The following is a 17,296-nucleotide window of genomic DNA, read 5'->3' as shown; positions in this document are numbered from 1 at the left end:
CACCGTTCGCCTCACCCATCCGAATCCCCCGGGCCCCGCGCAGAGCAGCACGGGGCACGGGGCCGCACAGCGAGGCAACCGGCACCACCACCCAACGGAGAACCGATCCATGCACGACCCTCACCACGAAACCCGCGCCGCCCAGCAGGCAATAACCACCACCCCTGCCCCAGACAGCACAGCAAGTTGGAGGTTCGGACACTCCCCCGTAGGGGGAGCGCCCGAACCCGACCCCGCCCCGGGGGTGGCGGGGCCCGTCCGGCACCAGGGGGCGCTGGACGGGGAGGCTGCGACCGAGGGCGGATCGCAGCCGGGAAAGGCCGGCCGTACGCGGCGGACCAAGATCAAGGGGAAGGCGCGTCCGCGCGCGAAGAAGCAGCGTCCTGCACAGAGCGTCCGCCTCAGCGATCACGAGCACGCCATCATCCAGGCCGGCGCCGATGCCGTCGGCATGAGTCTGGCCGGCTTCCTCGCCCACTCCGCGCTGGCCGCCGCCCGCGACCAGTCCCGTACCGCCGTCACCATCGCCACCGAACGCGATGTGCTCACGGAGTTGTTCGCCATGCGCCGGCAACTCGGCTGGGCCGGCAGCAACCTCAACCAGGTGGCCAAGGTGCTCAACTCCGGTGCCGATGTGCCCTACCTCAAGGAAGTGCTCGCCGACGTCCACCGCGCGGCCAATGCTGCGAAGAAGGCCGTCGACCGGGTCGCCAACCGCCAGGAGCAGGGGGGTGAGGCGGCTTGATCCCCAGCATCCACCGGCAGGGCAGTAGCACCCTCGGTCTGCTCCACTACCTCTACGGCAAGGGCACGCACGAGGAGCATGTCGACCCGCACCTAGCCGCCTCCTTCGACCATCTGGCCCCCGACCCCGGCCGCGACCCCTCGGCCACGAAGAAGGACCTCGCTCACCTCCTCGACCAACCTCTCCACCTGCTCGACGCAGACCAGCGACCCGAGCAGCACGTGTGGCACTGCTCGGTGCGCGCTGCCCCCGACGACCCGATCCTGACCGACGACCAGTGGGCCGACATCGCCCGCCGCATCGTCGCGGCCACCGGCATCGACCCCGGCGACGGCGCTGGCTGCCGCTGGGCCGCCGTCCGCCACGCGGACGACCACATCCACATTGTCGCCACCCTCGTCCGCGAAGACGGCCGCCGCCCCGACCACCACCGCTCCGGCAAACGCGCCCAGGCCGAAGCCCGCCTCATCGAAGCCGACTACGACCTCCACCGCGTTGCCCCCGGCGACGGCACAGCGGCGAAGCGCACCACCAGCGCCGAGCGGCACAAAGCCGATCGCCTGGGCTGGGACCGCGCTGCGCGCGAGGAGCTGCGCGAGACCGTGCGCCGCGCGGTCGCCGGTGCCGCCTCCACCGACGAGTTCCTCGACCGCCTCAAGGACGCCGGGCTGCTTGTACGCACCAGGGTCCTGCCTTCCGGCGACCTGAAGGGCTACACGGTCGCCTTGCCCGGTGACCGCAACGGGGACAAGGAACCGATCTACTACGCCGGCTCCACGCTCGCCCCTGACCTGTCCCTGCCCCGCATCCAGGCACGCTTCACTACCGACTCCACCCCACCGGGGACCGCCGATAGCGAGCGGCAGGAACGCGCTACCGCGTTCTCGGCACCCGCCGCAGCACGGCGCACGACCGCCCACGCGGCCTGGGCGGCAGTAATCGTCCTCGACCACAGCAGCGACGACGGCGCAGCCGCCGCCCAGATCGCCGCCGCCAGCGAGGTCCTCGACGCCCTCGCCAAGACTTCGGCCCTCCACACCCGCAACGAACTGCGGCAGGCGGCCTGGGATTTCGAGCGGGCCTCCCGCTCCCATACCCGCGCCGAGTTCCGCCACGCGCAGGGCCTGCGCCGTGCGGCCCGTGACCTCGTGTACAGCGGGCCCGCGTTCGGCCGGGGCGAGGACGGGGCCGGCACCGCGATGGTCCTGGACACGCTAGTCTTCCTCGCCATCGCCGCCGCCCACTGGCACGCCCAGCGACAGCACGCCCAGCAGGCCGAGGCCGCCCGCCGAGCCGCAACACACCTGCGGGCCGCCTACCAGCAGGCAGCCGCCGAACCCCTCATGGTGCTGCGCGAACGTGGCCGCCATATCGCTCCATCCCTGCGCCACCACCACGCCACCACGGTGCGCGCCGCCCTGCCAGGGCTCGCCGAGACCGTGCTGGCCGAGCCCGGCTGGGACGCCCTGGCCGCCACCCTCGCCGACACCGAACGCGCCGGCCACAATCCCCGCGCCCTGCTCGCCGAGGCCGCCGCCGGCCGGGAACTGGACACCGCTGATTCCGTCAGCGACGTTCTCGTCTGGCGTCTGCGCCGCACCGCGGATCTCCCGTTGTACGCCCCAGCCCAGGAAGCCACCCGGGCCAACCGGCCCAACGATCACATGTCTGCCGCGCGGACGATGCCAGTATCACCGGCATCGCGGGCACGGCGCCGTTGAGCACGGCACGACGAACGCGTTGAGGGTGCCCGAATAGCTCCTGGTAAACAGATGACGGGCCCGACCGCACCATGGTCGGGCCCGTCACCACCTGCACACTCCGCTCCTTGCTGCTTCCTCCAGCCGGGTGTCAACGGTGGGTGCGTCGGGCTTGTCGGATGTGGTTGATGAGAGCAGCGTCCTTCTGACACACGCACCCGGGGGTGGGAAGCCGGTGGTCGATCATCTGGTCGGGCCGGGGGCCGAAGCGGGTGTCGTACTCGATGCGTCGTGGAGGCCCGGTGACCAGGCCCGTGCTGCGTGCGATCCAGGCGCCGACGACCAGGCAGGCGGCCTGCTGGGCTACGAACGCGGCCGAAGGACGGAACCCGTCGTCCGTTCTACCAGTCAGCTCAGCCGAGTTGATCAGCCCGCACACCGGCCGTCCGAGGAACTGCCCGACGAGCTCCCGCTGTTGATCGTCCAAGCCTTCCAGGTCCCGTTCGGTCAGCGGCTTTTGCCCGAGGGCGATTCGGGACAGCGGGAGCCCGGTCAGTTCATGCAGTCGCTGCTCCGCGCTCTTCCCGGTGTGGTTGGCCTTGAAGTAGCAGCGCAGGCAGGGGCCGGTGGGCAGTGCCTCGTGCAGGGCAACAGTGGTGCCGACCGGGCCGCCGGTGCTGCCGTCCAGGGTGAGATCGGCCTGCAGCCGCTGCAGGTCGTGCCGGGCTGCGACGCTGTCCAGTCCGCCGAGGACGATCCGGGGCCACGGCAGGGTGCCCGCATCGACGGCCTCGATGGACGCCTGGATCGTCCCGTGGAACGGAGTCACCTCGATCCGCCGTAGGCGTGCGTCGATCAACCGCACCTTCGGTAGGCACGCAGTCGCGTCGGCCAGGATACCGATGCTGTACGAGGTGACGTTCGGTTTCTCGAAGACCTCCCTGTCCACCACCGTCAACTCGCCGGAGACCTGCAGCAGGTCCAGGACCAGGGCGATGCCGGTGCCGATCGCACCGCCCCCGCCCAGCAGGACCTGCTCCAGCGCAGGCAACGGGGTAACGACGAACCCGGGTTGCTCACCGGGGAGGACAGGGCAGAAGTCCACCACCGGGGTCACCTGGAACTTCCCCTCCGGCAGCCCGGCAACGACCTTGAACGCCTCGCCGGCCAGCATCGCCGCAGTGAGGACCGCGCCCAGCCCGGTGCCGGGCGCGTTGAGCCGGGGGAAAGGATGACCGGTGTGCCGCAGACGGACCCCGTGCCCGTCCGGCGCGCCAGCCACCGCAGTACCCAGCGGAGGTGCGGTTCCCACGTGGAGATGCAGCGGCGCCCTGCTCTGGGCCTCGCCGATGCGGAGCGGCCGGTCCGGATCGATCCCGGCCGCCGTTTCCACCAGCCTGCGGATGAGTTCGTCGTCGAGCCGTCCCGGTCCGCAGCCGGGGTCCAGACTCAGCCGGACCGGCCACCGGCGCAGGTCCGCCACCAGTACTTCGAGAGTCTCGGCGGCCGCAGGCAGGTGCCCGTCCGCCGTCAGGTGGATCAGGATGCCGTCCATCCGCTCCCGCAGGGTGGTGTCTTCCACGCCGGCGGCCAGGCCGCCCAGGCGTACGCTGCGGCTGTAGTCAGTACTCACGGACACCCTCCTCGTCGAACATCACCGTGCGCATCAGGGACAGCGCCGGATCGACAACCGGAGCGGTGCAGGGCACCCAGTCCTGCTCGAAACGCCACCACCCCCACGACGCCGGGTCGGCGGGCGGCGCTGCGTAGGTCGGGACGACAGCGCTGACGAACCCCGGCACCCGCAACGAGTACGCGCGGTCGGTCCGCGACAGGAAAGCCTTCTCAGGGTGCGAGTGGATCATCGCCCGCACCCGGTAGGACCGTTCCTCGGCGAAGGTGAACAGCCGGTCGTACGCGACCGCGCTCACCGTGAACAGCCCCGGACCCCGCACGATCCCCGCCGTCCCGGCCACCGCCACGACCAGCACGTGCATGTCCGACCGCCCGGTCAGCAGCAGCGCGCCGGTCTCCTGGTCGGCCAGCCCGTGGCGCTGAATCTCCTGGAGTACCGGGTCGACAGCGCCGGCCGGCAGCACCAGCTTCCTCGTGTCGGTGGTCATCCGGCACGCCTCCCGTCAACGCGATCGACGTCGTCCTGCAGGTTCTCCATCACGTACAGGAAGGGATTGCCGGAGCTCCGCCAGGAGTGCGGCCCGCTGCTCCACTCGGGGTGAAGCCTTTGGCCTTCGGCGGTGAACGGCTTGCACACGTCATTGGAGTCGTACCGGTAGCCGTTCGCTCCCGGCCAGGCACTGGATGCTCCGACTCCGGAGACGCCGACCGACTCGACGAAGATGAGGGAGGGCGGCCGGTCGGGGTAGACCGTCCACTCGATCCGGGCGATGAACGCTGCGCGCTCACCGTTGTTCGGTTGCACCTCGGCCCAGAACAGGCCGTCGGGGTCCTGGTCGCGGTGGTGGAGGCGGCCGGCGGTCGAGGAGAGGAACTCCTCGACCGCCGGGACGTCGCCCGCCAGCCGCAGACGGCTCTCGAGATCCACGACTGATTCCCGGGCTCTAGCCGTTGGTGGTCTCGGTGCGCAGCTTCAGGTGCAGGGCCTTGGCGTGCCCGGCCAGCCCGCCCACCGTTGCCTCGGGAGGGACCTCGTGCCCGTCGTGGAACAGGTAGTAGCGGGTGGTGCCGTCGCTGGCGAAGCCGAAGGCGGTGAGGCTGTCGGACAGAACGCTCGTGGCGGTCACTTGCGGGTCGTAGTCGTGCTGGTACGGGTGCTCGGCGAGGGCGGAGGTCACCGTGATCTTGATCTCGCGGGGCTGGGGCATACCGATCTCCTAAGGCGTTCGGGGTGACACAGGAGCACTCTACTGATTCAGCAAAGTGTCAGTGAGTCCAGTGTGATCACCTCGGGTCGATGCAGTCAAGCTTCACCGCCGTATTACTGCGCGCTACGCTGCCCGTATGAGCCCCGACCGGAGCCAGCTCCCCCTCCCGGACCCCGAAACGACAGGACCGGACGCTGTCGAACAGTTCGACATCGCCGAACTCGGACGCCTGCTGAAGGAACACCGCGGCCCCCTCTCTCTCCGGCAGGCCGCCGCCGAAGCGGGCGTCAGCTTCAGCACGCTCACCCGGGTCGAAGCCGGCGCTCAGCCCGACCTCGCCACCTTCACTCGCCTCTGCGCCTGGCTGGGCGTCTCCCCGAGCCGCTTCTTCACCCCGACCGCCACCCGCCAGGTGTCACCCCTCGACCAGGCCATCACCCACCTCCACGCAGACCCTCGGCTCACCGACGACGCGGCGAACAAGATCAGCTCTGTTCTGCGGGACCTCTACGACGCCCTCGCGAAGGAGGCGGTCCCCGCCGTACCCGCCCTTGCCTGCCACCTCCGGGCTGCCTCGGTGCTGCGTCCTGGCGTCCCCCAGCGGCTCGCCGACCTGCTCACCGACATGAACACCGAACTCGAACGACTCGTCGAAGCAGGCGAACTGTGACCCTCCCCCGAGGCTTCAAGGCCAACGCCGAACGAGAAGCCCTCCGACTGCGCCGCGAACTCGATCTCAGCGACACCGATGCCCTGAACGTCGACGACCTCGCCGACCACCTCAAGGTCAAGATCGTCAGCGCCGAGAAGCTCGTCAGCCACACCCGCCTCGAAGAACTCGAACGGGTCCAGGCGTACGCCTTCTCCGCCGCGACCTTCCAGGTCTCCGGCAGGAACATCGTCGTCACCAACCCGCTCCGAACCCCGGGGCGCAGGGCCAGCGACGTGGCCCACGAGCTCTCCCACCTCGTCCTGAAGCATGACCTCACCGAGATCCGCGAAGTCAATGGCATGCCCTTCAGGACCTGCCGCCCCGACGAGGAAGAACAAGCCACTGCCTTTGGCGGAACACTCATGCTTCCCCGCCCCCTGCTGCTCGGCGCAGTCCGCCGCCAGTGGGGGCCGGCACAGATCGCCGAGCACTACGGAGTGACCGAAGAGATGGCCCGGTACCGGTACAACACCACTGGGGTGGCCAAACAGGTCCGAGGCCGCTGACGGCGCCGGAGGTAGGCTCTGTCGGTCTGCCGCTTACCGCCGGGACGTGGCGCGGGAGCGAACAAGTACTTCGGTTGGCGGACTCCGTGGCGCATGCCAGACGGCCGCGAGCGATGAACGATGCGCGCGTACGAGCGGTGTGACGGACCGTCGATATTGAGCGGGTGCCAGGCGGCCCACCGGGCAGCTGCTCAAGGAGGATCGTTCAGCTGTCGTGCGACAGCAGAACGATCAGCAACGTCCGACGTACTTCCGTGACGGCGATGCTCATGCGTTCACCGTTGCCCGCGGGGCCAGCCCCGGCAATGTTGAGGCAGCTGCATGCGATAGCCCCAAAAAGCAGGCTCAGCCCGCGCCGTGAGCCTTGTCGACGGCCTTCGCCACCTGGGCGTCAACCAGGGCCCCGCTGCCAGAGACCACCACGACCACCGTCCCGGTACGGACGGCTGTCTGCTTGACCACGCTGCTGCGTCCGCCGACGGCGAAGGTGAGCAGCTGGCCCCACCTCTCCTCGCCCAGCTTCGGAGCGGGCAGCTTCAGGGTCGTGACCGTGGAAGCACGCTGGTAAGCAGAACTCCCGCAGGGTAATCCGCGAGAAAGTCGCACGTCGTTCTCCCAATTCGGGTGCCCTAACGCGCAGGTTAGTGGTTGGGCGTGGGTCTGTTTAAGAGCCGATGATCACGCGATAAATACGAGTGCGTCGCGGTAGGGGAACACCCCGCGCCTCTCAGGCGCGGGGTGTTGGGTCATTCATCCCTCTTCGTCCTCGGGAGCACACTCGCGAATAAACCACAGGTCGAGGGTGTATCGTTCCGCGACCGGTGACAGTTCCAGCACACGACGAACATCTTCAACGGTGTCGAGTTGCTGGGAGCCTCCCCGGATGTTCTGGTCGTAGTATTCCGCCGCAGCCTGTCGGCCAGTCCACCATGCATGACCGGCGTAGACACCCGGGCGGGGCAACCTGGTCGTGCCGACCGGACCGGAAGCGAGTTGGTTCACAACCAGTTCGCTGGTTTCTGACTCCAAGCAAATACTGATCCAGCCTTCGACGCCCTCGGGGGAATCCTGCGGGTCGTCCCAGACTCGGATGGCGACCTCGACGCGCAAATCGGGCTGCAGAGTGCGGAGATACAGGTGGTAGCCGTTCCCAGCGACCACTTCAGTCTCGGCCCGGTCCCAGGCTTCGGCGTCGCCTTCGTACGCATCGGCGTCATAGACCTCGATCACACAGCGGTCCGGCCGGGCACTCGTGCGGTACTCCGTGATGAGCGTCATGATCGGGAAATCTTCTCCGTGTTACGGGACGATGGTGACATAGAAGGCGTCACCGTCGAGGACGCGGTTCATCGTGTACATGGCGTTCAATCGATTGCCTCCCTTTCCGTTGTCGGTTCCGTCGATGAGTCTGGCCGAGTAGCGCTCGTTATCCTCTCCACGCTCCTTGGTGCTCGCGAAGGGGTATTCATCGCATTCCAGGCCGGTTCCAGAGTAGTCGCCCCACACGTCCTTGCAGGTCTTGATGGCCTGATTCCTGTTGGCATCCCTCTGCGTGGTATCGGTCAGCCGGTGGAGCGGCTCCTGCGCGCCGGGGACGGTTTTACCGGGCCATGAGGGGAATGTCCGCTCCGGGAACTGCTGGGCATCGAGGATGTGGCGAGCGCTCTGGTCGACTTCGGGATCGCTCAGGCTGAGCTGGAGTTCGACGCGGGCGTCGGTGAAGACGGTGCCCTGGTACTTGCCGGCCACCGGTCCGGCGTAGTCGAAGCGGATATTGGAGTGGGCCATGTCCGGTTCGATCCAGGGTACGGCGGTCGGTGAGGTGAGGGTCATCGCCAGGGTGATCCGGCCGGCGACGATCTGTGAGTTGGCCGGGTCGTAGCCGCCGGTGTCCGGCGAGGTGTAGGTGAGGATCCACTGCGGGAGGGCCACCCATTCGGCGAGTGGAGCGCTGCGCAGGGTGTCTGTCGGTGGGGTGATGACGGGGTTGGTGCCGGAGTCTCCGAGGTTGACGGTGTCGGAGTACTGCTGGCTGAGGACCCAGGTGGCGGGGTCGTCGCCGCTGACGGAGACCGGCACGATGTTTTCGATGCTGCTCACGTAGTCCACTCGGCGTGAGCCGTCGTAGGCGAAGCCGAGGACCCACAGATCGAACGTCAGGTGGCCGAGGATCTGCTGGTTGGCATTTTTGAGGGTCAGGTTGACGGGCTGGTGCACGCAGGTCTCGAAGCGGCTCTTGACCCAGCCTGTCTGGGAGTTGGCCTCAGGATGGTCGGCGCATTCAGCGCGGAGGTCATCGGCCTCGGCAGCCAGCGCAGCAGTCGTCCGCTGTCGCGGCGCAGCGTCCGTCGCTGCTTCTGCTTTCGACGTCGGCCCCAGGATGGCCACGAGGGTGGCGAAGGCGGCCAGGACTGTGGTGATCAGTCTTGGACGGACGGCGAAGCCGGGTGCTCGGCCTGCGAGCTGGGGGGCGGCGCAATGGTTTTCGTGGAGTCGTATCAGCTGCACATCGTCCCCCAGCAGGCGTCGAGGAGTCGGCCGGTCACTGCCGAGTAAGTGGCTCGGAAGCCGTGGAACAGGCGATCGCGCTGCTCCAGGCCGTGCGTCGAGGACGAGGACTCCACGGTCCAGACAGCGTCCGTTGAGGCGGAACCGGCGGCCGAGAGTGCGGTTGCGATGCTGTCCGCGGAGGTGATGTCCAACGCTTGAGCGGGCACGCCGAAGGACGCAGCCGCACGTTCCAGGATCTGCTCGCGGCTGGCGCCGGAGACGTTGGAAGCCGACGTCCGGGCTGCGTCTGTGTCCTTCGTTGCCAGCGCGGTCGCGTTGCACTTCTGCACGGTCTGAACACACTGTGCCAGTCCGGGAACGGCGGTCAGGCAGCTGTCAGGGTCCTGCGCCATGCATGCGGCGAGCGCCGTCTGGTCGACCCCGTTATAGGTCCCGCGCGGCACCAGCGGGATGGTTCCTGCTGAGGACTGCCCGTTGGGCACACGCTGTTCGAGGCCGGCCGTGCCGTCGGCTGATTGCAGCGTTGTCGGTCCCGGTTTGGCCACGGCGAGTTGCGTGAAGGTGGTGTTGTCGGTCAGCTGCATGTTGAAGCAGTAGGGCGCGGTGTTGCCCTGACCGCAGAGGCCCAGCGAGGCGACCTGTGCGGTGTTGGCGGTCGCGGCGCGGTACCAGGTCTTGTTCTCGGCCAGGTACTGCACGCGGTTGGCGACCTGCGGAAACGTGAGGTATTGAGGGCCCATCACTTCCAGGCCGATGTCGATCCGGTTCGCATTGCCCCGTGGTACGGCGAGCTGGTCGGTGGTGGTGCCGACCCAGTTGAAGTCGTAGAGCACGTCCCACTGGTCGGTGTTGTCCTGGCGCAGCACCATGTACGTGTGGTTCGTTCCGTCCGGCTTGGATGGATTGGTGCCGGCCGTGATGGCTTCTGTGCGTCCTCCGCTGTCGCCCAGTTCTGTCCAGCGCGGGCCGTAGGTGGATGTCGATGCACCGGTCTTTTCGGCGTAGAGACCGACCTGGACGTAGTTGGCGAAGAGGCCGCCCTCGGTGTTGGGCGTCATCGTGAGGTTGTTGGCAGCTGACACGGTCGTGTCGCCGGTCGAGCCGCTGGTGTACGTGATGGGTACGTTTCGCCAGGTGGCGAAGGCGCCGATCACCGGCTCTCCCGGCTGTGTGCAGGCGACGCCCCAGAAGATGATCCTGGCCTCGTGCTCGATCTGGCAGCTTGTCGTTGGCGGGCTCGCCGCCGCCGGGGACGCGGTGGTCAGCGGCAGAACAACGGCGGCTACGGCGGCGGACAGGGCGGTGAAAAGTCTTCTTCGCACGCGCAACGACCTTCCATTCGATGATCGAATAAGCGATCGAGGTCCTTTCCGGTACATGCAAAGGCCACACACACGTTTCGAAACCTGGCTGAAACTGCGGGATGGTTGCTTCGGCGCCCCGTTGCAGATCGAGGCTGCGCTGCCGTTCACAGATCGCGCGGGGGTTCAGACTTCGCCTTGCTGAGATGCTGAAACGCTCCCTTCGTAGAGGACTCGGCGCCTTGGGCACGTAAGCGATCGCCCGACGTCAAGGCAATGGGGGCAGCAAGCGAGCAGGGCTGAAAACAGTTGGGTGTGGCTCGACCACGCCCTCGTGGGTGGTCAGCTCTGGCAGCTGCAGCCGCTCGCAGCCCTCGTCTCGGCCGCCGTCATCGCGACAGCTTTGCTGTGCGCTCGGGGTGGGGGCGGCTTTGATGTAGCGCATGGCCGTCTGCGGTGATGTCGAACAGCCGCATCAGGTGCAGGGGATAGGCCCTGTTGAGCCTCTTCGCGTCGTCCAAGATGCGGTCCTGGCGCAGCCCGCCCGTCGTCGCGTCGTTAGGGAAGTCCATCCGCATGGTTCCGATGGACACCGGGTGGCTGCTCCTGGTCGAGCGCCGGGTGCTGGCTGACAGGCTGCGAAGGCAGACGGCGAGGTGACGTCCGAGGACAAAGGTGTGGGTGCCGGGGCACTCTGACCGTCCGAGTGCCCCGGGACGGTCGTGGAGGACCTCGGGCGGGAGCTAGTGCTTCCGTGGGAACAGCCCGCTCTGCCATCGGGCGGGCGCGGGACGCACCGCGCCTGGCCTGCTACCACTCGAAAGATCAGCGACGAACCGCACAACGGCGGCCTCTCTGGCATGGGGCGTCGTCAGCTGCAGCGGACGACGGTGAGCCGCCCCTCGGCGCTCTCGGGAACGGTGCGGCGGGGCACCGGGACCGGTGAGGCGAGCGAGGAGGCGAACGCCGCCACCAGCTCATGAGGGACGCCGGCGCTGAAGCTGGCACACCACAGATACGGCGCGCCGATCACGGGCTCCGCCCATGCCTGCCAACCCACCAAGTCAGGCCGTGGCTCGGCGTCCTCAATGAGCGGGGGCAGCAGCTCCAGAGAGACGCAGGAGGAGAACCCGGGGTCCGTGGCGGCGGCGCGGGGGCGGTCCACGTCGCGGATCCAACCCCGGGCGCTCAGCGCGTCGAGGACCGTCTCGGGCCCCTCGACGCCGACGTCGGGCGCCTCACGGGCATCGATCGCCGCGAGGAGGTCTGCAAGCGCCTCGTAGGAAACGCCCGTGGTGAAGTACGCGTTCCACTCCGGCATCGCGGAGGCGGCATGCCGGCGGGCGCTCAGCTGCCAGGCAACGGGCAGACCGCCCAGCTCGAACGGATAGGCCGCGAGGATCCACTCGGCCCCACGCAGCCCGTCCGGGCTTACATACAGAAGGGTGTGACGGGAAGTAGGCCACATGCGCCAGCCGAGGGCGGACAGGGTGTCGTCGATCCGCTCGGCGAGCACACCGTCGTCACCGGCCAGATGACGCGGGGTGACCCAGTAGACCGGGTCCGGCAAATTTGGTCGGGAGTGGTGCGGGAGCAGAGGCGCCTCCATGGGCTCGTGGGATGGAACACTGGTCGGCCAGGATCACCGGCATCACCTCGTTGACCAGGCCATCCGGCAAGATGTTGCAGGTTGACATGGCTGCACAGCTGCGCACCAGTCATTTTGTGATCTTTCCTGTCTGCCTGCGGTGAACTAGTGAATAAATGGACAGACTTACCCAAAGAAGCGAGTCGCGCCCACGCTGCTTTGATGTTTGATCGCCGGCGGCTTTCGCAGTGCGCCCCATGGCGCAGATGCGCCCTTGACCAAGGTCTACGAGGATTGTTCCGTTAGGGAAGTTGGGGCGTTCTACTCGGGGGTTGCCTTCGTGACCAGGTCGGTTGGCAGTGCGTGGTGTCTCGTCAGCGGCACCAGGGGGCAATCGGCAGCTCCCCTGGCTGCTGCCGGGGCCTCGGTATGAGACTCCGGCGCGGGATCGCGATCGCCGTCGTCGCCGGAGGCGGCGCTGTGACCACCATGCTGGTCGGGCTCGTGACGAACGCCGTGTCCGACGAGTCGCGGTGGCCGGGCTGGCTGGGGTGGTTACAGGAGCACGCCTGGTTCTCGTTCGTCGCGTTGGGGGCGGCGATGGCGGGGCTGACGGCCCTGCTCGCCGGGCTCTCCGAGACGCGGCCTCCCACCCCTCCGGGGCGACCGGAGGATGGAGCGGGGCCACCGGGGGCCGCCCAGGTGCTGCGTTCGTTGCCGCGCGACACCGCCGCGTTCACCGACCGGGCCGCGGAGCTGGAGCGGCTGGTGGGATCGGTGCGGGCCTCACAGGAGCGTGGCGAGGGGCTGCCGGTGCACGTGATCGACGGCATGCCGGGAGTCGGGAAGACCACCTTCGCCGTGCACGCAGGCCACCTGCTCTCCGAGCGGTTCCCCGACGGACAGCTCTTCGTGAACCTCAACGGGCATACGCCGGGGCGCACTCCGGTACAGGCCCGCGAGGCGCTCGCCTCGCTTCTCGCGGCCGCCGGCGTGCCGACGCAGCAGATTCCCGTCGGTGACGACGTCGGAGCGGTCACGGAGGCCCGGGCCGCCATGTGGCGGAGCAGGCTCGCGGACAAGAAAGCGCTGCTGATTCTCGACAACGCAGCCAGCTACCGGCAGCTGGAACCGCTGCTCCCCGGTGGGAGCGGGTGCCTGGTACTGGTGACCAGCCGCAAGCGGCTGGTGGCGAACGAGGAGGTGGTCATGTCGGTGGACGCGCTACCACCGGATCACGCGGTCGACCTCTTCGTACGGCTCAGTGGGCGGCCGACCGACGCTCTCGGCCGGGACGTGGTGGACGAGTTGGTGCGGCTGTGCGGATGCCTGCCGCTGGGGGTGTCGCTTCTCGCGGCACGGCTGCGGCACCATCCGTCCTGGAGCGCCGAGGACCTGCGCGGGCGGCTGGTGGCGGCACGGGACCGGCTGGGAGAGCTGCGCGCCGGGGAACGCGACGTCACCGCGACGTTCGATCTCTCCTACCGGGATCTCACGCCGGAACGGCAGCGCTTCTTCCGCCAGCTCGGGTTCTTCCCCGGCACCGATCTCGACCCGCACGTCGGTGCGGCTCTGGGCGAGGACTCGGTCGTGGTGACCCGTCGGCACCTCGAGGCGCTCTACGACGACCACCTGATCGACGAGCACGCGGGGAGTCGCTACCGGCTGCACGACCTCTTGCGCGACTACGCTCGCGGTCTCGCCGCCGAGGGAGACAGCATGGACCACGTACAGGCCGTCCAGCGCGTGGGCACCTACTACCTGGCCGCTCTCGCCGCCGCGAACGGACACACCGTGCGCAGCGGGGCCGCGGTGCCACCGGCGCCGGACGACGCCTCGCGGGTGGAAACGCCGGCCCTGGAGTCGCGGGCGGATGCCCTGAGCTGGCTGGAGACCGAGCGGGCCAACATCCTGGCCTGCGTCCGGCGGGCGAACGGTCTCGCCCTGTACGACCTCGTCGTCCGGCTCGCCGCGGCCATGGCGCCCTTCCTGCGCCAGGCCGGCCCCTGGGACCAGGCCGTCGCGCTCCATCGGACCGCCGCCGAGGCCGCCCGCCGTACCGGCGACCAGCGGGCGCTGGGCGATGCCCTCGCCGAGCTGGGTGTCGTACGCCGCTTCATGGCCGCCTACCCACAGGCGACCGAGGCCCTCAACGACGCTGTGACGGCGTACGAAGCCGTCGACGACCGGCGCGGCAAGGCGGAGGCACTGAACCAGCTCGGCATCGTCTGGTACCTGACCGCGGACAACGAGGACGCGGCCCGCGCCCAGACCGAGGCACTCGCGCTCTACCGTGAGCTGGGGTACCGGCTCGGGCAGGCGAACGCGCTCGCGGATCTCGGCATGACGCACCGGCAGTTGAGCCGGTTCGACGCCGCGGTGGAGGCCCAGAGTGAGGCCCTGGCGATCTACCGAGAACTCGGTGACCGGTACGGGGAGGCGAACTCCCTGCGGGACCTGGGCGTCGTGCACTGCCTCATGGGCGCGTACGACCTGGCCGCGCGGCATCACCAGGAAGCGTTCGACATCTACCTGGAGCTGGACGACCGTGTGCACCAGGCTTACGCGCTGAACGAGTTGGGCGTCGTCCGACGGCTGACCGGAGACATCGAGGGAGCGCGGACGGCACACAGCCAGGCCCTGACGCACTTCACCGAGCTAGGTGAACGGTTCGGCCGCACGACCAGCGTTCGCCACCTTGGCGTCGTGGAGCGTATGGCCGGGGATGCGCCAGAGGCGATCCGGCTTCTGGAGGAGGCCCTGGACGCCTACCGCGAGCTCGGCAGCCGCGGGGGTGAGGCAGCCTCGCTGAGCGAGCTGGGCGCGGCGCGCGGCATCGTCGGCGAGCGCGACGGCGCGATCGAGGCGTTCCAACGCGGTTTGGAGATCCTGCGGGTCCTGGGCGACCCGTGCGGGGAGGCAGAGGTACTCAACCACTGGGGGATGCTGCTGCTCACCTCCGATGAAGCGACGGCCGCGCGTCGGCGCTTTGGTCAGGCGCTCACGCTCGCGCGGGACATCCGCTGCCCGCTGGAGGAGGCGCGGGCGCTGGAGGGCATCGGCCGCTGCGCCTGGACGATTGACGGGCCAGGTCACGGCGTGGACTCGCTGCGAGCCGCCGTGACCGTGTACCGGCGGTTGGGAGTGAGCGCGTCCGTGGACGACATCGAACGGTTGCTGGTGTAGCGGTCCGGCCGGCGCCGACCATGTGGCCGAATTTCCTGTCCCAGGAAGGTAGTTGAGGATGCTACGTTTCCGGCTGATCTGTCGCTTCAGCCCCGTCGCACCGTGCCACCTCCGGCACGTACCTCACGAGGAGCGTCGAATGCCGTCACCCACGTCCGTCAGCGAGCCACGCGCCATCACGCCCGTCGGCCCGGCGTCCGCGGAGCCGACGGTGGCCGGCACCGCCGTCCTGGACCGCGTGGCCTTCCGCGTCCGGCAGCGGCTGGAGGCCGAGGAGGGCGCGACGGCCCGGGTAGGCGACGGTGCCCACGCGGCCTCGCTCATCTGGCCCTGGCCGCTGTGAACACGTCCCCTCGATGACAGAACCCGAAGGCCCCGTTCCTTTCCGGACGTTCATCCTCAAGGTCGCCAACCGCTGCAACATCGACTGCGACTATTGCTTCGTCTTCAACTCCAAGGACCAGGCGGCGCGGCGCCTGCCCGCCCGAATGGACCTCGCTGTGGCCCAGGCTGCGGCCCGGCGGATCGGTGAGCACGCCTCCACACACCGCCTTCGAACCATCCACGTCGTCCTGCACGGCGGGGAGCCGCTTCTCGTCGGCGTCGCGCACATGGCCGGTCTGTTGCTGGCCGTCCGGGACAGCGTGCCGGCCGGGACCCGGGTCCTCTTCGAGCTCCAGACCAACGGGACTCTTCTGTCCGGTGCCTGGCTGGACCTCTTCGAACGGTACGAGGTTGCGGTCGGCGTCAGCCTCGACGGGCCGCCACCTGCGAATAACCGGCACCGGCTGACGCACGCCGGGCGGTCGAGCGCCGCCTCCGCCGTGCGCGGCATCGAACTCCTGCGGTCGCGGCCACACCTGTTCGCGGGGCTGCTCGCCGTCGTGGACCTGGCCAACGACCCCGTGGAGGTCCACGACTACCTGGCGGCGTTCGAACCGCCCGTGATCGACTTCGGCCTGCCGCACGCGACCCACGACGACCCGCCGCACCGCTTCGACCCGAGCGTGCCCGAGTACGGACTGTGGATGAGCAGGGTGTACGACGCCTGGCTCGCCCGGCCCGCGTACAGGCACAGCGTCCGGATGCTGGAGGACATCGTGGCCCTCAGCTCTGGCGTTCGCGGCTCGGTGGAGACGCTCGGCCTGGCCCCGCCGACGAGCGTCGTGATCGAGTCCGACGGCTCCATCGAAGCCGTGGACACCCTGAGGTCAGTCGAAGAGGGTGCCACCTGGCTCGGGCTCGACGTCCTCCGCCACTCCTTCGACGAAGCGCTGTCGCACCCGAAGCTGCTGCACCGGCAGCACGGCAAAGAGGCGCTCGCCGAGCAGTGCCGGGCCTGCCCACTCGTGGACGTGTGCGGCGGTGGCTACCTCCCGCACCGCTTCAGCGAAGCCCAGGGCTACCGGAACCCGTCTGTCTACTGCGCGGACCTGGAGTACCTCATCCGACACGTCCAGGGCTCCCTGCGGCAGCACGGCTGGGACCCGTATGCGCAGGCGGCCTCCTCGCCGTAGACGCGTATGCCGTACCGCCAGGAGGGGATCACGCGTTGGAGCGAATGAGTGCAGCAGTGACAGAAGCTACAGAGGAACGACAGGAGGTGCCGATGAGCGTGACGATCCGCCCTGCGGAGAAGCGGGACGTCCCGGCCATGGCCGAGCTGATCGAGGAGATCGAGCGGTTCTACGGCGCGACCGACACCGACATCCAGCCACTGGAGGAACGCCGGACCCAGGTCGAAGAGGCGCTGTTCGGCTCGCCGCCGCTGGCCTCCGCGCTGCTCGTCGAGGACGAGACCGGGGACCTCGTCGGACTCGCCGCCTACTCGTTCCTCTGGCCGGCCGCCGGCTCCTCGCACTCCCTGTTCCTCAAGGAGTTGTACGTCCGTGGCACGCTCCGACGGCAGGGCATCGGTGCCCGCCTCATGGACGAACTTCGTGCCATCGCCGCGGCGCGCCCCGGGTGCAGCCGCGTGGAATGGATGACCGACAGTGACAACCCGGGGGCACGGGCCTTCTACAAGTCGCTCGGGTTCGCCGAGTTCGACGGGAAGATCGTCTACCGGGTCGACTCCGGCACCGCGTGAGGGGGGTACGAGACCAGTGGAGGCAGAGCGCTGCGACGAGTGCGGCAGCAAGGTCGTCATCGGGCTCGGATGCGAATGTCCGCCGGGCTCGTCCACGTCGGCGTCAGCGGCCCCG

Annotated in this window: 17 protein-coding genes; 8 read left to right on the top strand and 9 right to left on the bottom strand. The window is 68.8% G+C overall.

All coding sequences use genetic code 11. The features are described from left to right. Window positions 1-109 precede the first annotated feature (109 nt). Together C6376_RS10605 and C6376_RS10600 are read left to right on the top strand one after the other, a co-directional pair. The gene (locus C6376_RS10605; RefSeq protein WP_367881040.1) at window positions 110-745 is read left to right on the top strand and encodes a mobilization protein; all 636 of its coding nucleotides are present in this window, start codon (window positions 110-112) and stop codon (window positions 743-745) included. After that, the gene (locus C6376_RS10600; RefSeq protein ID WP_107443194.1) at window positions 742-2,466 is read left to right on the top strand and encodes a relaxase/mobilization nuclease domain-containing protein; all 1,725 of its coding nucleotides are present in this window, start codon (window positions 742-744) and stop codon (window positions 2,464-2,466) included. The genes C6376_RS10605 and C6376_RS10600 overlap by 4 nt, the downstream gene beginning before the upstream one ends. Window positions 2,467-2,596: 130 nt before the next feature. Here the strand turns inward: C6376_RS10600 and C6376_RS10595 are convergent, their stop codons facing one another. From C6376_RS10595 to C6376_RS10580, 4 genes are read right to left on the bottom strand one after another with little or no spacing between them, the layout of a single operon-like run. Beyond that, entirely contained in the window at window positions 2,597-4,078 is a 1,482-nt protein-coding gene (locus C6376_RS10595) for a ThiF family adenylyltransferase (RefSeq protein ID WP_107443193.1), read from the bottom strand. Beyond that, entirely contained in the window at window positions 4,068-4,568 is a 501-nt protein-coding gene (locus tag C6376_RS10590; RefSeq protein ID WP_107443192.1) for a hypothetical protein, read from the bottom strand. Before C6376_RS10590 ends, C6376_RS10595 begins: the two co-directional genes overlap by 11 nt. Further along, on the bottom strand, window positions 4,565-5,008 hold the full coding sequence (locus C6376_RS10585; protein WP_107443191.1) for a hypothetical protein: 444 nt from the start codon (window positions 5,006-5,008) through the stop codon (window positions 4,565-4,567). The genes C6376_RS10590 and C6376_RS10585 overlap by 4 nt, the downstream gene beginning before the upstream one ends. Before the next feature lie 16 nt (window positions 5,009-5,024). Continuing rightward, window positions 5,025-5,288 (bottom strand): hypothetical protein, encoded by a 264-nt coding sequence (locus tag C6376_RS10580; RefSeq protein WP_107443190.1) that lies wholly within the window; start codon window positions 5,286-5,288, stop codon window positions 5,025-5,027. 136 nt (window positions 5,289-5,424) lie between these two features. On the opposite strand from C6376_RS10580, the gene C6376_RS10575 reads away from it, so the two are divergent. After that, window positions 5,425-5,958 (top strand): helix-turn-helix domain-containing protein, encoded by a 534-nt coding sequence (locus C6376_RS10575; protein ID WP_107443189.1) that lies wholly within the window; start codon window positions 5,425-5,427, stop codon window positions 5,956-5,958. Continuing rightward, complete coding sequence (locus C6376_RS10570) at window positions 5,955-6,506, top strand: ImmA/IrrE family metallo-endopeptidase (RefSeq protein WP_159083194.1); 552 nt, start codon at window positions 5,955-5,957, stop codon at window positions 6,504-6,506. Before C6376_RS10575 ends, C6376_RS10570 begins: the two co-directional genes overlap by 4 nt. 750 nt (window positions 6,507-7,256) lie before the next feature. Here the strand turns inward: C6376_RS10570 and C6376_RS10560 are convergent. The 5 genes from C6376_RS10560 to C6376_RS10540 form a co-directional block, all read right to left on the bottom strand. Beyond that, window positions 7,257-7,784 (bottom strand): hypothetical protein, encoded by a 528-nt coding sequence (locus tag C6376_RS10560; RefSeq protein WP_107443187.1) that lies wholly within the window; start codon window positions 7,782-7,784, stop codon window positions 7,257-7,259. Window positions 7,785-7,805: 21 nt separating this feature from the next. After that, window positions 7,806-9,014, bottom strand: coding sequence for a NucA/NucB deoxyribonuclease domain-containing protein (locus C6376_RS10555; RefSeq protein ID WP_254075902.1), 1,209 nt, complete (start codon window positions 9,012-9,014; stop codon window positions 7,806-7,808). Next, the gene (locus C6376_RS10550; RefSeq protein WP_254076360.1) at window positions 9,005-10,339 is read right to left on the bottom strand and encodes a hypothetical protein; all 1,335 of its coding nucleotides are present in this window, start codon (window positions 10,337-10,339) and stop codon (window positions 9,005-9,007) included. Before C6376_RS10550 ends, C6376_RS10555 begins: the two co-directional genes overlap by 10 nt. Before the next feature lie 368 nt (window positions 10,340-10,707). Next, complete coding sequence (locus C6376_RS10545; protein ID WP_254075901.1) at window positions 10,708-10,911, bottom strand: hypothetical protein; 204 nt, start codon at window positions 10,909-10,911, stop codon at window positions 10,708-10,710. Window positions 10,912-11,189: 278 nt separating this feature from the next. Beyond that, a complete protein-coding gene (locus C6376_RS10540; RefSeq protein WP_107443184.1) occupies window positions 11,190-11,927 on the bottom strand; it encodes a DUF317 domain-containing protein in 738 nt (245 codons plus the stop codon). A 408-nt stretch (window positions 11,928-12,335) separates the two neighbouring features. Between C6376_RS10540 and haaT the strand changes: the two genes are divergently transcribed. The 4 genes from haaT (at window position 12,336) to haaN (ending at window position 17,181) form a co-directional block, all read left to right on the top strand. Beyond that, window positions 12,336-15,092: a cyclophane-containing RiPP biosynthesis TPR protein HaaT gene (gene haaT / locus C6376_RS10535; RefSeq protein ID WP_173985619.1), complete on the top strand. Its 2,757-nt coding sequence runs from the start codon at window positions 12,336-12,338 to the stop codon at window positions 15,090-15,092. Between the two features lie 139 nt (window positions 15,093-15,231). Next, entirely contained in the window at window positions 15,232-15,435 is a 204-nt protein-coding gene (haaA, locus tag C6376_RS10530; RefSeq protein WP_107443183.1) for a HaaA family cyclophane-containing RiPP peptide, read from the top strand. Window positions 15,436-15,448: 13 nt separating this feature from the next. Further along, window positions 15,449-16,609: an FxsB family cyclophane-forming radical SAM/SPASM peptide maturase gene (locus tag C6376_RS10525; protein WP_107443182.1), complete on the top strand. Its 1,161-nt coding sequence runs from the start codon at window positions 15,449-15,451 to the stop codon at window positions 16,607-16,609. Window positions 16,610-16,701: 92 nt separating this feature from the next. Further along, on the top strand, window positions 16,702-17,181 hold the full coding sequence (gene haaN, locus C6376_RS10520) for a cyclophane-containing RiPP N-acetyltransferase HaaN (protein ID WP_107443181.1): 480 nt from the start codon (window positions 16,702-16,704) through the stop codon (window positions 17,179-17,181). Window positions 17,182-17,296: the final 115 nt, after the last annotated feature.

The organism is Streptomyces sp. P3, assembly GCF_003032475.1.
GTDB lineage: Bacteria > Actinomycetota > Actinomycetes > Streptomycetales > Streptomycetaceae > Streptomyces.
This window is presented reverse-complemented; position numbering and strand designations above follow the sequence as displayed.

What these genes read in the sequence shown, in the direction of transcription:
- C6376_RS10560 (WP_107443187.1), bottom strand. Translation starts at nt 7,784, where the DNA reads ATGACGCTCATCACGGAGTACCGCACGAGTGCCCGGCCGGACCGCTGT.
- C6376_RS10575 (WP_107443189.1), top strand. Translation starts at nt 5,425, where the DNA reads ATGAGCCCCGACCGGAGCCAGCTCCCCCTCCCGGACCCCGAAACGACA.
- C6376_RS10605 (WP_367881040.1), top strand. Translation starts at nt 110, where the DNA reads ATGCACGACCCTCACCACGAAACCCGCGCCGCCCAGCAGGCAATAACC.
- haaN (WP_107443181.1), top strand. Translation starts at nt 16,702, where the DNA reads ATGAGCGTGACGATCCGCCCTGCGGAGAAGCGGGACGTCCCGGCCATG.
- haaT (WP_173985619.1), top strand. Translation starts at nt 12,336, where the DNA reads ATGAGACTCCGGCGCGGGATCGCGATCGCCGTCGTCGCCGGAGGCGGC.
- C6376_RS10540 (WP_107443184.1), bottom strand. Translation starts at nt 11,927, where the DNA reads ATGGAGGCGCCTCTGCTCCCGCACCACTCCCGACCAAATTTGCCGGAC.
- C6376_RS10580 (WP_107443190.1), bottom strand. Translation starts at nt 5,288, where the DNA reads ATGCCCCAGCCCCGCGAGATCAAGATCACGGTGACCTCCGCCCTCGCC.
- C6376_RS10590 (WP_107443192.1), bottom strand. Translation starts at nt 4,568, where the DNA reads ATGACCACCGACACGAGGAAGCTGGTGCTGCCGGCCGGCGCTGTCGAC.
- haaA (WP_107443183.1), top strand. Translation starts at nt 15,232, where the DNA reads ATGCCGTCACCCACGTCCGTCAGCGAGCCACGCGCCATCACGCCCGTC.
- C6376_RS10525 (WP_107443182.1), top strand. Translation starts at nt 15,449, where the DNA reads ATGACAGAACCCGAAGGCCCCGTTCCTTTCCGGACGTTCATCCTCAAG.